Genomic DNA, 18,508 nt, shown 5'->3' on the forward strand with positions numbered 1-18,508 from the left:
GTCTAGAGCCGCTCGATCTCGTGCGTGCCGAACAGGCCGTAGGGCCTGAGCATCAGCACCACGACCAGCACGATGAAGGTGGCCAGCAGCTTGTACTCGCCGCCCAGGTAGGCGCCGGCCAGCGCCTCCACCAGGCCGATGAACAGGCCACCGACCAGGGCGCCCAGCACGCTGTCCAGCCCGCCCACGATGACGACCACCAGCACCGACAGGCCGAACACGCCCATGCTCGACGAGATGCCGCCGATGGAGCCGACGATGATTCCCGAGACCGCCGCGATCATGGCCGACACCACCCAGGCCAGCGAGAACACGCGCGGCACGTTGATGCCCACCGAATAGGCCGCTGCCTGGTCGCTGGCCGTGGCGCGCAGGGCCACGCCGCCACGCCAGTAGCGGAACACCAGCAGCACGGCCGCGATGAAGACCACGGCCACGGCTGCGCCCCAGGCCACCTTGGGCGCGAGAAAGGCCTCGCCGATCATCACGGGCTGCGTGGGCATGAACTCGGGCAGGCGGCGCTGGTCGGCCGTCCAGATCAGCTCCACCAGGCCCACCAGCACCGAGGCCAGGCCCACGGTGACCATGAACACCGAGATCGGCGGCTCGCCCAGCAGCGGCCGGATCATGGTGCGCTCGATCAGCGCGCCCAGCAGCCCCGTGCCCAGCACGGCGGCGGGAATGGCCAGCCACAGCGGCAGCGCGAACATGGCCGCGAAGGTGAAGAACAGGTAGGCGCCCACCATCAGCAGCTCGCCGATGGCGATGTTGACCACGCGCGTGGCCTTGTAGACCACCACGAAGGCCAGCGCGGCCAGCGCATACAGGCCGCCTGCGGCCAGGCCCGTGAGGGCGATCTCGAACAGGTAGGCCCAGTCCATCATGCGGCCCTCTGCGCCATGGCGGGCAGGTGCCCGACGGGCGCTGGCCGTTCGGCCGCGCCGCGCAGCCGCTGGCGCAGCTCGCCCACGTCGCCCGCGCCCAGGTAGGCGCGGTTTACCTCGGGATCGGCCTGCACCACGGCGGGCGTGCCCTGGGCGATGACCTGGCCGAAGTTGAGCACCACCACATGGTCGGACAGGTCCATGACCATGCCCATGTCGTGCTCCACCATGAGCACGGTCACGCCCCATTCGGCGCGCACGTCGAGGATGAAGCGCGCCATGTCCTCGGTCTCCTCGCGGTTCATGCCGGCCACGGGCTCGTCCAGCATCAGGATGCGCGGCTGCATGGCCAGGGCGCGCGCCATCTCCACGCGCTTTTGCAGTCCGTAGGACAGGGCGGCCACGGGCGCATGGCGGATGTGGTCTATCTCCAGGAAATCGATGATGCGCTCCTCGATGTCGCGGCGCAGCTCGGCCTCCTCGCGGCGCGCGCGGCCCAGGTAGAGGAGGGCGTCGAGCACGTTGGTGCGCAGGTGGGCGTGGCGGCCCAGCTTGATGTTGTCCAGCACCGTCATGCCCCGGAACAGCGCAATGTTCTGGAAGCTGCGCCCCAGGCCCAGCCGCGCGCGGCGCGGCGCCGGCATGCGCGTGATGTCCTCGCCCTGGAAGCGGATGGAGCCGCCCGTGGGCCGGTAAAAGCCCGAGATGGTGTTGAACAGCGACGTCTTGCCCGCGCCGTTGGGGCCGATCACCGCCGTGATCGAGCCGGGCTGCACATCGAAGCCCACGCCCGACAGCGCCTTCACGCCGCCAAAGGCGAGCGTGACGCCATCGACCTGCAGCAAGGGGGCGGGCGGGCCGCCGTCGGGGTGTGTCTCCATGGCGCTCTCGTGCGTTGGTTCGTCGAGCCGGGCAGGAGCCTACTGATGCGTAGGCTGTTTACTTTGGAGTAGATTCTGGTTGTCGCCCTCCGCATGCAGCATCGGTGATTTCCCCGGTGCACCCGCCGCCATGAAGCCATCGAGCCCTGAAACCAAGACCCGACCCAGCCCCAGCCCCGGAACCCGCGCCGGCAGAGGCCGTGCGGCGCCCGCCGTGGACTCGCCCTGGAGCGGCACGCCCGACCGCGAGCAGCAGCGCGAGGCCAAGCGCCAGGCCGTGCTGCAGGCCGCCGCGCAGCTGTTCAACGAGCGCGGCTTCTCCGCCACCTCGCTGGACGACATCGCCGCACGGCTGGGCGTGAGCAAGCCCACGCTGTACTACTACGTCAAGAACAAGGACGAGATCCTGCTGCAGTGCGTGAACCAGGGCCTGGCCATGACGCTGGAAGGCATCGAGGCCTCGCGCCGCGCGGGCGGCCAGGCCGTGGACCAGCTGCGCGCCTGCATGCAGGTCTATGCGCGCATCGTCACCATGGACTTCGGCATGTGCCTGATCCGCGTGGGCGACGAACAGGTCCCCCCCGACAGCCGCCGCGAACTGCGCCGCCAGAAGGCCGCCATAGACCAGGCCTTCCGCCGCCTGGTGGCCGCTGGCGTGCAGGAGGGCTCGCTGGCCCCCTGCGACCCCAAGATGACGGCCTTCGTGATTGCCGGCGCACTCAGCTGGATAGGCCGCTGGTACCAGCCTGGCGGCCAGTACTCGGCCGAGGAAGTGGCGCAGCAGTGCATTGATACCTTGATGGGGGGCGTGTTGCGGCGGGCGGATGTTCTCGATACGCCCAAGTTATCCAAGCCACCCAAGGTGGGCAAGCCTGCAAAGCGTGCGAAGGCGGGCGGCTGAAGCGCCGTTCCCTGCCTTGAGACACGCTACGGCGCCGCACTCTCCTGCGCCGCCAGATCATCCAATATCGGGCAGTCCGGCCGGTCGTCGCCGTGGCAGCAGTGCACCAGGGTCTTGAGCGTGCGCTGCATGGCCTGCATGGCGGCGATGCGCTCGGTCAGTTCGTCGATGTGCCGCTGGGCGATGGCCTTGACCTGGCTGCTGGCGCGGCTCTTGTCCTGCCACAGGCCGAGCAGGGTGGCGATCTCGTCCATGGAAAAGCCGAGGTCGCGCCCCCGGCGGATGAAGCGCAGGGCGTGCACGTCGGCCTCGGCGTACTGGCGGTAGCCGCCGTCCGTGCGGTGCATGGGCGGCAGCAGGCCCTGGGCTTCGTAGTGGCGCACCATGCGCGCCGAGACACCGGCGCGGCGCGCGGCCTCGCCGATGGAGACGGGCCAGTGCTGTGCGGGGTGGGCGGACATGGTGCGTGCCTTTCGGATGCCTTCGGGTGTCTTTGAGGTGTCTCTCAGGCGACCTTGTAGCCTTCTTCGGCAATGGCGGCGCCCAGTGCCTCGCGGCTGGCGCTGCTGTCGACTTCCACGCGCTGGGCGGCGCGATCGATTTTTACCTGGGCCTGGTCATCCACGCCCTGCACGGCCTGGGTGACGGCGCGTTCGCAGTGGCCGCAGGTCATGCCCTGCACGGTGAAAACATGTTGCATTTCTCGCTCCTGGTTGGGGCGCGCCGAAGTGGCGCAAGCCATGGACGGCATGTTGAACCCTGACACCATGGCAAGGTCAAGCGTCTGGCTGGACAAGGGTTGATTTGGCCCAATTCGATGTGAGTCGGCCGGCTCAATGATCCGCTGCAATGGCCGATAGATCGAAAAGAGCCGTGAATAGGCAAAAACCGTCATAGGCCATTGGCGATCATCTGACAAACTGCAACAATTTGTATTTACGTTGGCGCTATGCATTTGGAGACCGTGCGGGCGCCTTGACTGACAGAGAGGAAAACGGTCATGAACTTGTTGGGAATGATGCGGGCTTTCACGATCCGCACGCGGATGCTGGGTGCCATCGCCATGGTGCTGGTACTGCTGGGTCTGCTGGGCGGAGCCGGGATGCTGGGCATGTTCCGCATCCATGGCATGAGTCAGCAGTTCATGCATACCTCGTACGCCAAGATGGGCTACATGGTGGAGTTGCGCGCCGAGCTGGGTGCCGTGCGCGCCCATGAAAAGGACATGATCATCCAGTACGAGCGTGCCGAAGAGGTGCGCAAGGCCCACACCCAGTGGCTGGCCGCCATTGACCGCGTGAAATCCGTGGCCGAGCGCTTTCTGAAGGACGAGGACCCGGCCGACGATGCCATCGTCAGCGGCATCTCCGAGCGCGTGGACCGCTACCGCCAGCAGTTCGAGCACATTGCGCGGCAGCTGGAGGCCGGTGGCTATGACACGGCGACCACGGCCAACCGCATGAGCGGCAAGGCCATGGCCGAGGTGGCCGAGGTCGAAAAGCTCATCGCCCAGCTCGACCAGCTGCTGCGCCAGCAGGTCGATGCCATGGCCGCGGAGGAGCAGGGCGTGGCCGAGCAGACGCAGTGGATCTTCGTGGCGGCCGTGGTACTCACGGTGCTGGTGGTGGTGCCGCTGACGCTGATGAACATGCTGTCCATCTGCCGCCCCCTGGTGCAGGCGCGCCAGACGGCGCTGACCATCGCCCAGGGCGACCTGTCGCAGAGCGTGAAGGTGGAGGGCAAGGACGAGGTGGCCGATCTGCAGCGCGCGCTGGACCAGATGCAGCAGAGCCTGGGCTCCATGGTGACCCAGGTGCGCGACGCCAGCGGCAACATCGCCACGGCCAGCCAGGAGATCGCCACGGGCAACCAGGACCTGTCCTCGCGCACCGAGCAGACGGCCAGCAATGTGCAGGAGACCGTGGCCTCGCTGTCCCAGCTCACGGCCACGGTGCAGCAGACGGCATCGTCCTCGCAACTGGCCAACCAGCTGGCGGCCTCTGCCTCGACCACGGCCACGCGCGGTGGCGACGTGGTGGCCCAGGCGGTGGTCAGCATGCAGGAGATCACGACCTCCAGCCGCAAGATCGGCGACATCATCGGCCTGATCGACTCCATTGCCTTCCAGACCAACATCCTGGCGCTGAACGCCGCCGTGGAAGCGGCACGCGCCGGCGAGCAGGGCCGCGGCTTTGCCGTGGTGGCGGCCGAGGTGCGATCCCTGGCCCAGCGCTCGGCCCAGGCGGCCAGCGAGATCAAGGCGCTGATCCAGACCAGCGTGCAGGCCGTGGACGTGGGCGTGCGCCAGGTCGAGGACGCTGGCAAGACCATGAAGGAAATCGTGGACAGCGTGCAGCGCGTGGGCGACATCATTGGCGAGATCACGGCGGCTTCCAGCGAGCAGTCGGGCGGCATCGGCCAGGTCAACCAGGCCGTGGGCGATATCGACCGCATGACGCAGCAGAACGCAGCCCTGGTCGAGGAATCGGCCGCAGCCGCCGAGTCGCTGCGCGAGCAGGCCGCGCGCCTGGCGCAGGTGGTGGGCCAGTTCCGCATTGCCGGTGCGGCCGTGGCGTCCATGGGCTCGCATGCTTCCTATGGCCGTCCCGGCCAGGGCCAGCCCAGCCTGGCGCCGGCTGCAGGCCGCGCCTCGCTGGCCTCTGGCCGGGACACGCGCGAGACCCAGTTGCTGGAACACGCCTGAGAAGGCAGGGGCCAGCGGCCCTGTTTCACGTGACCCCGTGAATCGCGCGAACGAAAAAAGCCCGCAGGCCATGCCTGCGGGCTTTTTGCTTTGCAGCGCCGCAAATCAGGCCTGGCGCGCGAACGGGTAGTCGGTATAGCCCTCGGCGCCGCCGCCGTAGAACAGTCTGGAGTTCCAGGGATTCAGCGGCAGGTCGTCGCGCAGGCGGTGGACCAGGTCGGGGTTGGAGATGAAGGCCTTGCCGAAGGCCACGATATCGGCGTGGCCGCTTTCCACGGCGCGCACCGCCATGTCGCGGTCATAGCCGTTGTTGACCATCCAGGCGCCCTGGCCGCCGGCCTCGCGGTAGGCGGATTTGAGGGCCGCGTAGTCGAAGGGCCGGTCGGGCAATTCACGCGGGCCGCCGGTGGAGCCTTCGATGATGTGGATGTAGGCCAGGCCCAGCGGCGCCAGCTGGCGCACCACGTATTCGAACAGCGGCTGGGGGTCGGCATCGGCGATGTCGTTGGCCGGCGTCACGGGCGACAGGCGGATGCCCACGCGGCCGCCGCCCACGGCATCGGCGGCGGCGCGCGTGCATTCGAGCAGCAGGCGGGCGCGGTTCTCGATGCTGCCGCCGTAGTCGTCATCGCGCTGGTTGGCGCCGGTCTTGAGGAACTGGTCCAGCAGATAGCCGTTGGCGCCGTGCAGCTCCACGCCGTCGAAGCCGGCCGTCTCCACGGCATTGCGCGCGGCCACGGCGAAGCTGTGGACGATGGCGGGAAGCTCCTGCTGGGCGAGCGCGCGCGGCGCGGAGGTGGGCACGAACTGGCCCTTGCCCGAGTCCTCGTCGATCACATAGGTCTTGGATCTGGCCGCCACCGGGGACGGCCCCACGGGCGCCTGGCCTTCGGGCTGCAGCGAGGTGTGCGAGACCCGGCCCACATGCCACAGCTGGGTGACGATGCGCCCGCCCGCCCTGTGCACTGCGTCGGTCACGCGCTTCCAGCCGTCGAGCTGCTCGCTGCCGTACAGGCCCGGCACATGGGCATAGCCCTGGCCCTGGTGGCTGATGGCCGTGCCTTCGCTGATCAGCAGGCCGGCGCTGGCGCGCTGGGCGTAGTAGGTGACCATGATGTCGTTGGGCAGGGCCTGGGGTGCGCGGTTGCGCGTCAGGGGCGCCATGGCGATGCGGTTGGGCAGGCGCAGCTCGCCGGCCTGTATGGGTTCGAACAGAGAGGTCATGCAACGGGGCTTTCTGTGCGTGAAGCAAAAGCGCCACCCGTGCGGGCGGCGCGGCGTACGGCACAGATTACGCCCATGGAATCAATCGTGCAGGCCAGGGATTTGCGCGCTGTCGTGCAGGCGACGGTGCTGTGCCACGAGTCGGCCCAGCGCCTGCATCTGCGCCGTCACGAAGCTGCGCGTGGCGGCATCGGTGCACAGGCCCTGGCTGTCGAATTTCTGCGCCGCCTGGCCCACGAACACCTCGGGCCGGGCCAGCACGTCGGCTTCCATGCACTGCAATACCTTGCGCAGTTCGTACTGCACGCGCGCCCCGCCCAGCGGGCCGGGCGAGGCCGAGACAAGGGCCACGGGCTTGTGCCGAAAGGGTTGGTCGTCGCCACGCGAGATCCAGTCCAGCGCATTCTTGAACATGCCTGGAATGGAGAAGTTGTACTCGGGCGTGGCCAGCACCACGGCGTCGGCACGGCGGATGCGCTCGCGCAACTGGTGCACGGATTCGGGCATGCCCGTGGCCAGCAGGTCGGCATCCAGCGGCGGCAGCGCGCGCCAGTCGCAGACCTGCATCGTGGCCGGGGGCGCCAGGCATTCGCCCGCCAGCTCCAGCAGCATGCGGTTCAGTGAATGGCGGCGCAGGCTGCCGCACAGGCCGATGATGTCCATGGCGTCAGGCCTGCAGCGGAATGCCGACCTGCTGGATGACGCTGCGCCAGCGCGCGATCTCGGCGCCCACCATGGCACGCATCTCCTCGGGGCTGCAGGGCGTGGCCGCGCTGCCGGCGCTGGCCAGGGCCTGGAGCAGGTCGGGCTCCTTCAGGGCCTTGTGGGTTTCGGCGGCCAGCCTTTGCACCACGTCGGCGGGCGTGCCTGCGGGCGCGGCCAGGCCCAGCCAGGAGCGCACCTCGAAGCCGGGCAGCACGGCCGAGGCCGGCGGCACCTCGGGCAGGGTGGGCCAGGCCTGGGCGCTGGTGACGGCCAGGGCGCGCAGCCGGCCCGACTTGATGTGCGGCATGGCCACGGTCAGCGTGTCGCTGAGCACGTCCACATCGCCCGCTATCACGGCCTGCACAGGTGCGCCGCCGCCCCGGTAGGGCACGTGCAGCAGCTGTACCTTGGCCGTGGAGCCCAGCAGCTCGCCGGCCATGTGCTGGGTGGAGCCCACGCCCACCGAGGTGAAGGTGATGCGTCCCGGCTCCTTGCGCGCCATGGCCAGCAGATCGGCCAGGGTCCTGGCGGGATGCTCGGCGCGCACGGCCACCACGAAGGGAAAGGACGAGACGGTGGAGACAAAGGCGAAGTCCTTGACCGCGTCGTAGGGCAGCGATTTGCGCAGCGCGGCCGACACGGTGTGCGCGCCCGTGAGCATGACCAGGCTGTAGCCGTCCGGCACCGCCTTGGCCACGAAGTTGCTGGCAATGGAGCCGCCCGCGCCGCTCTTGATCTCCACCACCACGGGCTGCCTGAGCGATTCCTGCAGCTTCTGGGCCACGAGCCGGGCCACCACGTCGGCGTTGCCGCCCGCGCCAAAGCCGTGGATCAATTGAATGGGCCGGTTGGGGAAACCGCCCTGGGCCCGGGCCGTGGGCAGGGCGAGTGAGGCGGCGCCTGCAAGCAGGGCCGTGCGTCGGGTGATGGCAGTCATGTCATGTCTCCTTTTTTTGTATTGCGCGCGGCGGACGTGTCCAGTGGCCTGGCAGGCCTGGCTGGTGTTGCGGCTAGCGGTCCGCGCGTGCGTAGCCGGTCTGGGCGCCGTAGAGCTTTTCGCGCTGCGACCAGTCGTGGGTCTCGTTCCACAGGGCCAGCACCTGCATGGCCTCCTGCTCGAAGACCTGGTGGCGCGCCGCGTCGGCCGTGCGTGCGGTCAGCTCCAGGCGGTGGCCCGAAGGGTCGAAGAAGTAGATGGAGGTGATGAAGTCGTCGTGGTTGGTGGGGCCCACCACGTCAATGCCCCGGTCCAGCAGGTCCTGCCGGGCGCGCAGCACGGTGTCCACGTCGGCGACCTCGAAGGCGAAGTGCTGTATCCAGCCCGGCGACTCCATGTCCTTCATCTGGCCCGGGTCCCTGGGGCACTCGAAGAAGGCGATGGAGCTGCCGTCCTCCATCTCGAAAAAGATGTGGATGTGCGGGCTGTACTGGCCCGTGGAAGGAACATGGTCCTCGCCCATGGCGTGGGTGAAGCGCAGGCCCAGCACCTCGGTATAGAAGCGCACGGTCTCGGCCGCGTCCTTGCAGCGGTAGGCGGCGTGGTGAAGCTTTTTGCACAGCATGGATGTCTCCTGTCAGTCGGTGGAAAGGGGGCCGGAAGTGGACGCGGGGCCTGTGGCGCCGTGGAGCGGCTCCTGGCAGCCGCTCCACTGGGGCTGGAAGAAGGGGGCCGGGATCAGGAACTTCGATTCCTGGCTTTGCAGCAGCGGCAGCATGCGCGCCACATAGGCCTGCCAGCGTGGCTCGCCCAGCAGGCGGGCGCGGCGCTCGGCGCGCTCGTTCAGGTCCGTATAGGCCCACAGGTGGACGATCTGGTTGAGTGGCCCCGAGTCGCTGGTGTAGTAGCCGACCATGCGGCCCAGAATGCGCTGCTGCAGCTCCAGGCCCTCGGCCTGGTAGAGCGCCAGGTAGTCCCGCCATTTGCCGGGGTGGGCGGTGTAGGTGCGTTGTTCGACGAGCATGACGTGCCTTCTTTCAACCGAGGCTGTGGCCGCCGTCGATCACGATGCGCGTGCCCGTGGCCGTGCGCAGATGCGTGGCGCAGGCGAGGATGGCCTGCGCCACATCGCCGGGCTCGACCACGCGGCCCAGCGGCGTGTGCGCGGCCTTTTTCTCCAGCTCCTGGCGGCTGCGGCCCCCCACGAAGCCCGTGTCCACGGCGGCGGGCGAGACGCAGAGAAAGCGCACCGGGCCGAAGGCGCGCGCCATGGACACCGTCAGCGTGTCCAGCGCGGCCTTGGCGGCGCAATAGGCCATGTTGCTGCCCAGGCCCGTGAAGGCGGAGACCGAGGACACGTTGACCACGGCGGCGTCCTGCGAGGCGGGCAGCAGCGGCAGCAGGGCCCGCGTCACGGCATAGGTGCCGCCCACGTTGGCGCACAGGATGCGATTGAACAGCGCGGGCTCCAGCGCATCGATCTGCGCGTGCGCGATGCGCTCGGTGAAGCCCGCACAGTTGACCAGCAGGTCCACCCGGCCCAGGTGCTGCTGCAGCCACTGGGCGGCGGTGGCGTGGCTGGCCTCGTCTTGCAGCGACAGCTGCAGCGTGTGGTGGCTGCCCGGCAGTTCCTCGCGCAGCGCCTGGGCGCGGTCGCGGCCCTGGTGGTAGCCGATCACGACGGTGGCGCCCTCGCGGGCCAGGGCCCGCGCCGTGGCGGCGCCTATGCCGCTGCTGGCGCCGGTGACGACGGCGATTCTGTCTTGCAATGGCGGATGGGAGAGTTGCATCATTCGGAAATCCGTGGCGCCCGGCCTTGCCGTGCCCTGGCCGGGCCGTGGTTGATCGGCCATTCCGATTGTTTTCAAATCGCCCGGCGGCGCCACTCAGTTGTCCGATAAACGAACATGACCTCATCGTCCGATGCCGGCTCCCTCAAGCGGGGCGTGGCCTTTCTCAAGCTGCTGGCGACCGGGGGCGTGCGCGGTTGCCCGCTCAGCGAACTGGCCGAAAAATCCGGCGTGCCCCACCCTTCGGCCCACCGCATCCTCAAGCAGCTGATTGCCGAGCGCCTGGTGGTGCACGACGCCCAGACCCACCGCTACCGGCTGGGGCCGCTGGCCTTCGAGCTGGGCCTGGCCGGGTCGATGCTGCACGACATACGCGACCTGTGCGAGCCGGCCATGGCGGCGCTGTCACGTGAAACCGAGGACACGGCCTACCTGGTGGTGCGCAGCGGATTCGAGGCCGTGTGCCTGCACCGGCTCGAAGGCGACTTCCCCATACGCACGCTGGTGCTGCAGGTCGGCAGCCGGCGCCCGCTGGGCGTGGGCGCCGGGGGGCTGGCCGTGCTGGCCGCCATTGCGCCCGAGGAGCGCGAGGCCATCATCGAGCGAGTGGCGCCCGCCCTGCCGGCCTTTGGCAAGCTCACCGATGCGGGACTGCGCCTGGCCTGCGAGGAAACGGCCCGCGCAGGCGTGGCCGTGATACAGAACCGCGTGAGCCTGGGCGTGACGGCCGTGGGCGCGCATTTTTGCGACAGCATGGGCCAGGCCATGGGGGCGGTCAGCGTGGCCGCGCTGACCCAGCGCATGACGGCGGCGCGCGTGCGGCGCATCGCCCAGCAGGTGCGCGCTGCGGCGGCCCAGATAGAGCAGCGCATCCGCACGCGCAAAAGATAAGGGGCCGGCTGGTTCACACCAGCCGGCCCCTTGTGCCGCCGAGCCCGGGCTCGGCGCTGCTTACTTGAGCAGGCCTTCGGCCTTCATCGCGGCCTGCACGGCAGGGCGGGCCAGCACGCGCTCGCGGTAGGCCAGGAGGTTGGTCAGCTCGGAGATGTCCACGCCCACGAACTGGGCCCAGCCCGTCACGGTGAACAGGTAGGCGTCGGCCACGGTGAACTGCTCGCCCATCAGGTAGTCGCGGCCATTGAGCTCGCCGTCCACCCACTTGAGGCGGTCCAGCACACGCTGGCGCACCACGGGCTTGTAGTCGTCGGGCGTGGCGGGGTTGAACAGGGGGCCGAAGCCCTTGTGCAGCTCGGTGCCGATGAAGTTCAGCCACTCCTGAAGGTGGTAGCGGGCCATGGTGCCGTTGGCAGGCGCCAGCTTCTTCTCGGGGACCAGATCGGCCAGGTACTGGACGATGGCCGGGCCTTCATGCAGCGTGTCGCCGTCGTCGAGCACGAGGAAGGGAACATAGCCCAGCGGGTTGATGCCGTAGTAGTCCGTGCCGTCCTGCAGCTTGTGCGTCTTGGTGCTGGCCAGGACCGGCTCGTAGGCCAGCCCTGCCTCGTGCAGGACGATGTGGGGAGACAGAGAGCAGGCGCCAGGGCTGTAGTAGAGCTTCATGGTGGATGGCTTCCGATCAGGGTAAGAAAGACAAGCGCCCATGCTAACCCCATGTGCAGGGGCTGCGCATGATGGGACCGCGCTGGCGGCAGGGTTCAGGCCGACAGGCGCTGTGCAGCCCAGAGCACCTGTTCCAGCACGGCCTTCATGCCCTGCTGGTCCTGGGGTCGCTGCAGGCGGCCGGCGTCGTCGAATGCCTGGCCTGCCTGTCCTACGGCGTGGCTCACGGGGGCCAGCCAGCACTGCAGGTTCAGCAGCAGCGGCGCCAGGTGCGACTGGGCCCGCAGGCCGCCCAGGCCGCCGGGCGAGGCGCTGGCCATGCCCACGACCTTGCCGCGAAAGGGCAGGGTGCCATCGGACCAAACCGGATCACCGGCCACGGGGCTGGAAGCCCAGTCGATGGCGTTCTTGAGCAGGGCAGGGTAGCTGCCGTTGTACTCGGGCGAGCAGATCAGCCAGGCCGGGTGGCTGTGCAGCGCGGCCTTGAAGCGCAGCACGTCAGGCGGCGTGCCGCTGGCCTCCAGGTCGGCGTTGTACATGGGGATGTCGAAATCCGACAGCTCCAGCAGCGTGGGCTGGGCGCCCAGTTCGCGCGCCATGCCGGCGGCGGCGGCGGCCAGGCGCCGGTTGTGCGATTGTTGGCGGGTACTGCCCGCGAAGATGAGGATCTGCATGGCCGCCATTGCATCACAGGCCCTGCACATGTTTCTTGCAAGCGGGCCGCCCTGCGGGTGGCGGCGCGCAGCATCCTGCGGTGAACACGCTGTGTCCGCCGCACTGTTTCACGTGGAACACCGGCACAGTGCCGGCCCGGTGGCAGGGCGGCCGACCCCTTGCAAGGCATTGGTGCGGCAAAGGTGGGAAAATCGCGGGTTCCCCGCTGGGTTCCCCTCGCTACATGAACGAGGGCCACCCGCCATGAGCGCCGGAGCGTGAGTGCTCCGTGTCGGGGGCTTGGGCCGGGCAGGCCCCCGGAGTGATAAGCATGTTGTACCCACAGGAATTTGATGTGATCGTGGTCGGTGGCGGCCACGCCGGCACCGAGGCCGCGCTGGCCGCTGCGCGCATGGGCTGCAGGACGCTGCTGCTGAGCCACAACATCGAGACCCTGGGCCAGATGAGCTGCAATCCCAGCATCGGCGGGATCGGCAAGGGCCATCTGGTCAAGGAAGTGGATGCGCTGGGCGGTGCGATGGCGCTGGCCACCGATATCGGCGGCATACAGTTCCGCATCCTCAACAGCTCCAAGGGCCCGGCCGTGCGTGCCACGCGCGCCCAGGCCGACCGCATTCTCTACAAGGCCGCCATCCGCGACATGTTGGAGAACCAGCCCAACCTGTGGCTGTTCCAGCAGGCGGTGGATGACCTCATGGTCGAGGGCGACCGCGTGGTGGGCGCCGTCACCCAGGTGGGCGTGCGCTTTCGCAGCCGCACCGTGGTGCTCACGGCGGGCACCTTCCTGGACGGCAAGATCCACGTGGGCCTGAACAACTACGCGGCAGGCCGCGCGGGCGATCCGCCAGCCGTCAGCCTGTCGTCGCGGCTCAAGGAGCTGCAGCTGCCCCAGGGGCGCCTGAAGACCGGCACGCCGCCGCGCCTGGATGGCCGCAGCATCGATTTCTCGCAGTGCGAGGAGCAGCCCGGCGACGGCATGCCCGGTGGTGTCAACGAAGGCGTGCTGCCCGTGTTCAGCTTCATCGGCAATGCGGCCATGCACCCGCGCCAGATGCCTTGCTGGATCACCCACACCAACGAGCGCACGCACGACATCATCCGCAGCGGCTTTGACCGCAGCCCCATGTTCACGGGCAAGATCGAGGGCGTGGGCCCGCGCTATTGCCCCAGCGTCGAGGACAAGATCAACCGCTTTGCCGACAAGGAAAGCCACCAGATCTTCCTGGAGCCCGAAGGCCTGACCACCAACGAGTTCTATCCCAACGGCATCTCCACCAGCCTGCCCTTCGACATCCAGTACGAACTGGTGCGCAGCATGAAGGGGCTGGAGAACGCGCACATCCTGCGTCCTGGCTACGCCATCGAGTACGACTACTTCGATCCGCGCTCGCTCAAGAGCAGCTTCGAGACGCGCCAGATCCAGGGCCTGTTCTTCGCCGGCCAGATCAACGGCACGACCGGCTACGAGGAAGCGGCGGCCCAGGGCCTGTTCGCCGGCCTCAACGCCGCGCTGCAGTGCCGCGGCCAGGAAGCCTGGCTGCCGCGCCGCGACGAGGCCTATCTGGGCGTGCTGGTCGATGACCTGATCACCAAGGGCGTGACCGAGCCCTACCGCATGTTCACCAGCCGCGCCGAGTTCCGGCTGCAGCTGCGCGAGGACAACGCCGACATGCGCCTGACCGAAGCTGGTCGCGCCATGGGCCTGGTGGACGATGCGCGCTGGGATGCCTTCAGCCGCAAGCGCGATGCTGTTTCACGTGAAACAGAGCGCCTGAAGACCACCTGGGTCAATCCGCGCATCGTCACGCCCGAGGAATCGGAGCGTGTGCTGGGCAAGTCCATCGAGCGCGAGTACAACCTGTTCGACCTGCTGCGCCGGCCCGACGTGGGCTACGGCAAGCTGATGAGCCTGAACGAGGGCCGCTATGCCTCGGCCGATGTGCAGCCCGAGGTGCTGGGCGATCTCAGCGGCTCCGTGGTCGAGCAGGTGGAAATCGCGGCCAAGTACGCGGGCTACATCGACCGCCAGAAGGACGAGGTGCAGCGCGCCGCCCACTTCGAGAACCTGCGCCTGCCGGCCGAGCTGGACTATATGCAGGTGCCGGCCCTGTCCTTCGAGGTGCGCCAGTCGCTGCAAAAGCACAGGCCCGAGACGCTGGGCCAGGCGTCGCGCATGTCGGGCGTGACGCCGGCGGCGATCTCGCTGCTGATGGTGCACCTGAAGAAGGGGGGCTTTCGGGGCTTTGCACCGGATGTGACTGACGCGAAGGGCGAGGAGGCATCCGCATGAGCCAGGAACTGCGCGCTCCGCTCGAAGCCGGCCTGCAGGCGCTGGGGCTGGACCTCACCCCCGCCCAGATCGATACGCTGATGGAGTTCCAGGCCCTGCTGGGCAAGTGGAACAAGGTCTACAACCTCACGGCCGTGCGTGATCCGCAGGAGATGCTGACCCATCACCTGCTCGACAGCCTGGCTGCCGTACCGGCGCTGCAGCGCCATCTGGCACAGATGCCTGCGCGCGAAGGCCGCACCGCCATGCTGGACGTGGGCTCGGGCGGCGGCCTGCCCGGCGTGGTCTTTGCCATCTGCTGCCCGCAGATCGACGTGCACTGCGTGGACACGGTGGGCAAGAAGGCCGCCTTCATCCAGCAGGCGGCGGCCACGCTGCGCCTGCCCAACCTGCGCGGCATCCACAGCCGCGTGGAGCAGCTGACCACGCGCTATCCGCTGATCAGCTGCCGTGCCTTTGCCTCGCTGGTGGACTTCACCAGCTGGTCGCGTCAGGCGCTGGAGGAGGGCGGCACCTGGCTGGCCATGAAGGGCAAGCACCCCGACGATGAAATCGCCGCGCTGCCCGCCGACGTGCAGGTGTTTCACGTGGAACCATTGAAGGTGCCGGGCCTGGATGCCGAGCGCTGCATCCTCTGGCTGCGCGTTTGCGCCTGATTTTTTTACCGAATGGCACACTGCCGCGTTGCGGCGGGGCCATGTTCCACATGCGCTGGCCATGGCCCTCGCATAAACTCCCAGCTTTCATCGCTCAGGGGTCAGCATGTTCGGCATCTCCGATTTCAGCGCATTCGTTGTTGCCATTCTTCTGTTTTTGCTGATTCCGGGGCCGGGCAACCTGGCGCTGATCACCTCCACCGGCAAGGGCGGCATACGTGCCGGAATGGCGGCCTGCGCCGGCGTGCTGGCGGCCGACCAGGTGCTGATCTGGATGGCCGTGGCGGGCGTTGCCGCGCTGCTGGCCTCCTATCCCGCGGCCTTCCATGCCGTGCAGTGGCTGGGCGCCGCCTACCTGGGCTGGCTGGGTTTCAGGATGCTCACCGCCAAGCCCGGCGACAAGCCCGTGCTGCACATCGAGCCGCGCCACTACTTTCGCCAGGCCGGCCTGATCACCCTGATGAACCCCAAGTCCATCGTGTTCTACATGGCCTTCTTCCCGCTGTTCGTGGATCCTGCAAGCCACCAGGGCCTGCTCACGTTCGCGGTGATGGCGGCCACGGTGGCCGCTCTGACCTTTCTCTATTGCCTGATCGTGGTGCTGCTGACCGCGCATCTGGCCGAGCGCATGCGCGCCAATCCTGCGGTTTCCCGGGTTCTCGAAAAGACTGCGGGCGTGTTCCTGATCGGTTTTGGCCTCAAGCTGGCCATCGCCAAATAAGCGTGTAAATACCATGGCCAAAATCTTCTGTGTCGCCAATCAAAAGGGCGGGGTCGGCAAGACCACCACCGCCGTCAACCTTGCAGCGGGCTTGGCCAAGGTCGGCCAGCGCGTGCTGATGATCGACCTGGACCCGCAGGGCAATGCCACCATGGGCTCGGGCGTGGACAAGCGTGCGCTGGAGCTGTCGGTCTACGACGTGCTGCTGGAGAACGCCAGCGTCAAGGAAGCCGCCGTGCGTTCCGAGGCCGTGGGCTACGACGTGCTGGGCGCCAACCGCGAACTCAGCGGCGCCGAGATCGAGCTGGTCACCCTGGAGCGCCGCAACGATCGCCTGAAGGGCGCCCTCAAGGCGGTCGATGCCGACTACGACTTCGTGCTGGTGGACTGCCCGCCCAGCCTGTCCATGCTCACCTTGAACGGCCTGTGCGCGGCCCATGGCGTGGTCGTGCCCATGCAGTGCGAGTACTTCGCGCTCGAAGGCCTGACCGACCTGGTCAACACCATCAAGCAGGTGCACGCCAACATGAACCCCGACCTGCAGATCATCGGCCTGCTGCGCGTGATGTTCGATCCGCGCACCACGCTGCAGCAGCAGGTCAGCGACCAGCTCAAGGAGCACTTCGGCGACAAGGTGTTTGACACCGTCATCCCGCGCAACGTGCGCCTGGCCGAGGCGCCCAGCTATGGCGTGCCCGGCGTGGTCTTCGATCCGGGCGCCAAGGGCAGCAAGGCCTTCATCGATTTCGCGCAAGAGATGGTGCGCCGCATCAAGAAGATGTGAGAGCCATGCAAGGTTCGACACAACACCCCCTGAGTCGCTTCGCGCCTTCCCCCTCTCCTGCGGGAGGGGGACGACAGCCTCGCTGCGGGGCGGCCCTTGCTTGCTGTCACTGGCCTTGGGCCACGCCGGTTTCATGGGCTGTAGGCGCAACTCAGCGCATTGGTTATTTAAATGGCTGAGCAGAACATGGAAATCGACGTGACTGCCGAGGACGTCTGGCTGCTGCCCGGCTGGCAGAACTCGGATGCCGACCACTGGCAAAGCCGCTGGGAGCAGCGCCACGGCTACCGCCGCCTGGAGCAAAACGACTGGGACCGTCCGCTGCGCGGCGACTGGAGCGCCAGGCTGCAGGAGACGGTGCTCGACGCGCCGCGCCCCGTGGTGCTGGTGGCGCACAGCCTGGGCTGCATCCTTGTGGCGTGGTGGGCTGCGCATTCGCCGCTGGCCGCCCGCAAGGTGCGTGGCGCGCTGCTGGTCGCCCCCGGCGATACCGAGCAGCCCCAGCTGCGCGAGCAATTGCCCGGCTGGTCTCCCGTGATGATGCAGCGCCTGCCGTTTGCCTCCATCGTGGTCGGCAGCGACAACGACATTTACTGCAGCGCCCGGCGCGTGCAAGCCATGGCCGATGCCTGGGGCGCACGCTTCGTCGACGCAGGGCCTTCGGGCCATCTCAACACGGCCAGCGGGCTGGGCGACTGGGACAGCGGACACGCGCTGCTGGCATCGCTTTGACAAGGACAACACCATGGTGACCAAGAAACCCAAGGGACTGGGACGCGGGCTGGAAGCCCTGCTCGGACCCAAGGTCCACGACAAGGAAGAGGGCGGCGGCCCCGTGGCCGAGACCGGCCTGCCCAGCATCCTGCAGCTCGACGTCATGGTGCCCGGCCAGTACCAGCCGCGCACCCATATGGACGAGGGCGCGCTCTACGAGCTGGCCGAAAGCATCAAGGCCCAGGGCATCATGCAGCCCATCCTGGTGCGCCGCCTGGCCAAGGGCGACCACGCCGGCAAGTACGAAATCATCGCGGGCGAGCGGCGCTTCCGTGCGGCCCGCATCGCCGGCCTGGCCGAGGTGCCGGTGCTGGTGCGCGAGGTGCCCGACGAGGCCGCCGCCGCCATGGCGCTGATCGAGAACATCCAGCGCGAGGACCTGAACCCGCTGGAAGAGGCCCAGGGCCTGTCGCGCCTGGTCAAGGAATTCGGCCTCACGCACGAGCAGGCGGCCCAGGCCGTGGGACGCTCGCGCAGCGCGGCCACCAACATCCTGCGCCTGCTCAACCTGGCCGACCCGGTGCAGACCATGCTCATGGCCGGCGACATCGACATGGGTCATGCGCGTGCCCTGCTGTCGCTGGACCGCGCGGCCCAGATCACGGCCGGCAACCAGATCGCGGCCAAGAAGCTGTCGGTGCGCGAGGCCGAGGCCCTGGTCAAGAAGATCGGCGCCGACTTCAGCCTGGTGCGCCAGAAGTCCAAGAAGGACGGCAAGTCGCGCGACATCAAGCGCGTGGAAGAAGAGCTGTCCGACCTGCTCATGGCCGATGTCGAAGTGCGCATCAAGAAGTCCGTGCGCCGTGGCGGCAAGCTGCAGGAAATGGGCGAAGTGGCGATCCAGTTCGGCTCGCTCGATGCGCTCAACGGGCTGATCGAACGTTTGCGCGGCGATGCACCCGAGTGATGACAACAGCTTGTAACCGTCTGTGATCTGTCGTTCTCCAGCAAAGCAGCGCTTTTTCGCAAGGGTGAATCCCGGTATATTTGCGCGCTGTTATGCGGGGTAATTGTGTGTAATC

Annotated in this window: 21 protein-coding genes; 9 read left to right on the forward strand and 12 right to left on the reverse strand. The window is 68.0% G+C overall.

Features of this window, described 5'->3' with window-relative positions; all coding sequences use genetic code 11:
• Nucleotides 1-2 precede the first annotated feature (2 nt).
• A complete protein-coding gene (locus tag DELCS14_RS00150; protein WP_013799949.1) occupies nucleotides 3-884 on the reverse strand; it encodes a branched-chain amino acid ABC transporter permease in 882 nt (293 codons plus the stop codon).
• The gene (locus DELCS14_RS00155; RefSeq protein ID WP_013799950.1) at nucleotides 881-1,765 is read right to left on the reverse strand and encodes an ABC transporter ATP-binding protein; all 885 of its coding nucleotides are present in this window, start codon (nucleotides 1,763-1,765) and stop codon (nucleotides 881-883) included. Before DELCS14_RS00155 ends, DELCS14_RS00150 begins: the two co-directional genes overlap by 4 nt.
• Before the next feature lie 130 nt (nucleotides 1,766-1,895).
• Here DELCS14_RS00155 and DELCS14_RS00160 point away from each other — a divergent pair, with 130 nt between their 5' ends.
• Entirely contained in the window at nucleotides 1,896-2,666 is a 771-nt protein-coding gene (locus DELCS14_RS00160; protein WP_013799951.1) for a TetR/AcrR family transcriptional regulator, read from the forward strand.
• 26 nt (nucleotides 2,667-2,692) lie between these two features.
• Here the strand turns inward: DELCS14_RS00160 and cueR are convergent, their stop codons facing one another.
• Both cueR and DELCS14_RS00170 read right to left on the reverse strand, forming a co-directional pair.
• On the reverse strand, nucleotides 2,693-3,127 hold the full coding sequence (cueR, locus tag DELCS14_RS00165) for a Cu(I)-responsive transcriptional regulator (RefSeq protein WP_012201974.1): 435 nt from the start codon (nucleotides 3,125-3,127) through the stop codon (nucleotides 2,693-2,695).
• 44 nt (nucleotides 3,128-3,171) lie between these two features.
• The gene (locus DELCS14_RS00170; RefSeq protein WP_012201975.1) at nucleotides 3,172-3,366 is read right to left on the reverse strand and encodes a heavy-metal-associated domain-containing protein; all 195 of its coding nucleotides are present in this window, start codon (nucleotides 3,364-3,366) and stop codon (nucleotides 3,172-3,174) included.
• Between the two features lie 300 nt (nucleotides 3,367-3,666).
• Between DELCS14_RS00170 and DELCS14_RS00175 the strand changes: the two genes are divergently transcribed.
• Entirely contained in the window at nucleotides 3,667-5,370 is a 1,704-nt protein-coding gene (locus tag DELCS14_RS00175) for a methyl-accepting chemotaxis protein (RefSeq protein WP_013799952.1), read from the forward strand.
• Nucleotides 5,371-5,475: 105 nt separating this feature from the next.
• Here the strand turns inward: DELCS14_RS00175 and DELCS14_RS00180 are convergent, their stop codons facing one another.
• The 6 genes from DELCS14_RS00180 to DELCS14_RS00205 form a co-directional block, all read right to left on the reverse strand.
• Nucleotides 5,476-6,594 (reverse strand): alkene reductase, encoded by a 1,119-nt coding sequence (locus DELCS14_RS00180; protein WP_013799953.1) that lies wholly within the window; start codon nucleotides 6,592-6,594, stop codon nucleotides 5,476-5,478.
• 81 nt (nucleotides 6,595-6,675) lie between these two features.
• A complete protein-coding gene (locus DELCS14_RS00185; RefSeq protein ID WP_013799954.1) occupies nucleotides 6,676-7,257 on the reverse strand; it encodes an NADPH-dependent FMN reductase in 582 nt (193 codons plus the stop codon).
• Between the two features lie 4 nt (nucleotides 7,258-7,261).
• A complete protein-coding gene (locus DELCS14_RS00190; RefSeq protein ID WP_013799955.1) occupies nucleotides 7,262-8,236 on the reverse strand; it encodes a tripartite tricarboxylate transporter substrate binding protein in 975 nt (324 codons plus the stop codon).
• Nucleotides 8,237-8,309: 73 nt separating this feature from the next.
• Nucleotides 8,310-8,861, reverse strand: a complete 552-nt coding sequence (locus tag DELCS14_RS00195) for a VOC family protein (protein ID WP_012201980.1) — start codon at nucleotides 8,859-8,861, stop codon at nucleotides 8,310-8,312.
• 12 nt (nucleotides 8,862-8,873) lie between these two features.
• Nucleotides 8,874-9,260 carry an NIPSNAP family protein gene (locus DELCS14_RS00200; protein WP_013799956.1) on the reverse strand — a complete coding sequence of 129 codons (387 nt, stop codon included), beginning with the start codon at nucleotides 9,258-9,260 and terminating at the stop codon, nucleotides 8,874-8,876.
• A 13-nt stretch (nucleotides 9,261-9,273) separates the two neighbouring features.
• Nucleotides 9,274-10,029: an SDR family oxidoreductase gene (locus tag DELCS14_RS00205; protein WP_043795637.1), complete on the reverse strand. Its 756-nt coding sequence runs from the start codon at nucleotides 10,027-10,029 to the stop codon at nucleotides 9,274-9,276.
• 114 nt (nucleotides 10,030-10,143) lie between these two features.
• Between DELCS14_RS00205 and DELCS14_RS00210 the strand changes: the two genes are divergently transcribed.
• Nucleotides 10,144-10,917 (forward strand): IclR family transcriptional regulator, encoded by a 774-nt coding sequence (locus DELCS14_RS00210; protein WP_012201983.1) that lies wholly within the window; start codon nucleotides 10,144-10,146, stop codon nucleotides 10,915-10,917.
• 60 nt (nucleotides 10,918-10,977) lie between these two features.
• Here DELCS14_RS00210 and gstA read toward each other — a convergent pair whose 3' ends face one another.
• Complete coding sequence (gene gstA / locus DELCS14_RS00215) at nucleotides 10,978-11,586, reverse strand: glutathione transferase GstA (RefSeq protein ID WP_013799958.1); 609 nt, start codon at nucleotides 11,584-11,586, stop codon at nucleotides 10,978-10,980.
• A gap of 95 nt (nucleotides 11,587-11,681) precedes the next feature.
• Nucleotides 11,682-12,269: an NAD(P)H-dependent oxidoreductase gene (locus DELCS14_RS00220; RefSeq protein WP_013799959.1), complete on the reverse strand. Its 588-nt coding sequence runs from the start codon at nucleotides 12,267-12,269 to the stop codon at nucleotides 11,682-11,684.
• 302 nt (nucleotides 12,270-12,571) lie between these two features.
• Between DELCS14_RS00220 and mnmG the strand changes: the two genes are divergently transcribed.
• The 6 genes from mnmG (at nucleotide 12,572) to DELCS14_RS00250 (ending at nucleotide 18,393) form a co-directional block, all read left to right on the forward strand.
• Nucleotides 12,572-14,551 (forward strand): tRNA uridine-5-carboxymethylaminomethyl(34) synthesis enzyme MnmG, encoded by a 1,980-nt coding sequence (mnmG, locus tag DELCS14_RS00225; RefSeq protein ID WP_013799960.1) that lies wholly within the window; start codon nucleotides 12,572-12,574, stop codon nucleotides 14,549-14,551.
• Nucleotides 14,548-15,207: a 16S rRNA (guanine(527)-N(7))-methyltransferase RsmG gene (gene rsmG, locus DELCS14_RS00230; protein WP_013799961.1), complete on the forward strand. Its 660-nt coding sequence runs from the start codon at nucleotides 14,548-14,550 to the stop codon at nucleotides 15,205-15,207. The genes mnmG and rsmG overlap by 4 nt, the downstream gene beginning before the upstream one ends.
• A 106-nt stretch (nucleotides 15,208-15,313) precedes the next feature.
• Nucleotides 15,314-15,928 carry a LysE family transporter gene (locus DELCS14_RS00235; protein WP_013799962.1) on the forward strand — a complete coding sequence of 205 codons (615 nt, stop codon included), beginning with the start codon at nucleotides 15,314-15,316 and terminating at the stop codon, nucleotides 15,926-15,928.
• A gap of 13 nt (nucleotides 15,929-15,941) precedes the next feature.
• On the forward strand, nucleotides 15,942-16,712 hold the full coding sequence (locus DELCS14_RS00240; RefSeq protein ID WP_013799963.1) for an AAA family ATPase: 771 nt from the start codon (nucleotides 15,942-15,944) through the stop codon (nucleotides 16,710-16,712).
• Nucleotides 16,713-16,883: 171 nt separating this feature from the next.
• On the forward strand, nucleotides 16,884-17,444 hold the full coding sequence (locus DELCS14_RS00245; RefSeq protein ID WP_172642940.1) for an alpha/beta fold hydrolase: 561 nt from the start codon (nucleotides 16,884-16,886) through the stop codon (nucleotides 17,442-17,444).
• Nucleotides 17,445-17,457: 13 nt separating this feature from the next.
• A complete protein-coding gene (locus DELCS14_RS00250) occupies nucleotides 17,458-18,393 on the forward strand; it encodes a ParB/RepB/Spo0J family partition protein (RefSeq protein ID WP_013799965.1) in 936 nt (311 codons plus the stop codon).
• Nucleotides 18,394-18,508 lie beyond the last annotated feature (115 nt).

The sequence above is a fragment of the Delftia sp. Cs1-4 genome, assembly GCF_000214395.1.
Classification (GTDB): Bacteria; Pseudomonadota; Gammaproteobacteria; order Burkholderiales; family Burkholderiaceae_C; genus Comamonas; species Comamonas acidovorans.

Bases quoted from the DNA above. Each gene is read 5' to 3' on its own strand.
- gstA (WP_013799958.1), bottom strand. From the start codon at position 11,586: ATGAAGCTCTACTACAGCCCTGGCGCCTGCTCTCTGTCTCCCCACATC.
- DELCS14_RS00245 (WP_172642940.1), top strand. From the start codon at position 16,884: ATGGCTGAGCAGAACATGGAAATCGACGTGACTGCCGAGGACGTCTGG.
- DELCS14_RS00175 (WP_013799952.1), top strand. From the start codon at position 3,667: ATGAACTTGTTGGGAATGATGCGGGCTTTCACGATCCGCACGCGGATG.
- DELCS14_RS00150 (WP_013799949.1), bottom strand. From the start codon at position 884: ATGATGGACTGGGCCTACCTGTTCGAGATCGCCCTCACGGGCCTGGCC.
- DELCS14_RS00210 (WP_012201983.1), top strand. From the start codon at position 10,144: ATGACCTCATCGTCCGATGCCGGCTCCCTCAAGCGGGGCGTGGCCTTT.
- DELCS14_RS00250 (WP_013799965.1), top strand. From the start codon at position 17,458: ATGGTGACCAAGAAACCCAAGGGACTGGGACGCGGGCTGGAAGCCCTG.
- DELCS14_RS00205 (WP_043795637.1), bottom strand. From the start codon at position 10,029: ATGATGCAACTCTCCCATCCGCCATTGCAAGACAGAATCGCCGTCGTC.
- DELCS14_RS00170 (WP_012201975.1), bottom strand. From the start codon at position 3,366: ATGCAACATGTTTTCACCGTGCAGGGCATGACCTGCGGCCACTGCGAA.
- DELCS14_RS00185 (WP_013799954.1), bottom strand. From the start codon at position 7,257: ATGGACATCATCGGCCTGTGCGGCAGCCTGCGCCGCCATTCACTGAAC.
- DELCS14_RS00195 (WP_012201980.1), bottom strand. From the start codon at position 8,861: ATGCTGTGCAAAAAGCTTCACCACGCCGCCTACCGCTGCAAGGACGCG.
- DELCS14_RS00235 (WP_013799962.1), top strand. From the start codon at position 15,314: ATGTTCGGCATCTCCGATTTCAGCGCATTCGTTGTTGCCATTCTTCTG.
- DELCS14_RS00240 (WP_013799963.1), top strand. From the start codon at position 15,942: ATGGCCAAAATCTTCTGTGTCGCCAATCAAAAGGGCGGGGTCGGCAAG.
- DELCS14_RS00180 (WP_013799953.1), bottom strand. From the start codon at position 6,594: ATGACCTCTCTGTTCGAACCCATACAGGCCGGCGAGCTGCGCCTGCCC.
- DELCS14_RS00160 (WP_013799951.1), top strand. From the start codon at position 1,896: ATGAAGCCATCGAGCCCTGAAACCAAGACCCGACCCAGCCCCAGCCCC.
- DELCS14_RS00155 (WP_013799950.1), bottom strand. From the start codon at position 1,765: ATGGAGACACACCCCGACGGCGGCCCGCCCGCCCCCTTGCTGCAGGTC.
- mnmG (WP_013799960.1), top strand. From the start codon at position 12,572: ATGTTGTACCCACAGGAATTTGATGTGATCGTGGTCGGTGGCGGCCAC.
- rsmG (WP_013799961.1), top strand. From the start codon at position 14,548: ATGAGCCAGGAACTGCGCGCTCCGCTCGAAGCCGGCCTGCAGGCGCTG.
- cueR (WP_012201974.1), bottom strand. From the start codon at position 3,127: ATGTCCGCCCACCCCGCACAGCACTGGCCCGTCTCCATCGGCGAGGCC.
- DELCS14_RS00220 (WP_013799959.1), bottom strand. From the start codon at position 12,269: ATGGCGGCCATGCAGATCCTCATCTTCGCGGGCAGTACCCGCCAACAA.
- DELCS14_RS00200 (WP_013799956.1), bottom strand. From the start codon at position 9,260: ATGCTCGTCGAACAACGCACCTACACCGCCCACCCCGGCAAATGGCGG.
- DELCS14_RS00190 (WP_013799955.1), bottom strand. From the start codon at position 8,236: ATGACTGCCATCACCCGACGCACGGCCCTGCTTGCAGGCGCCGCCTCA.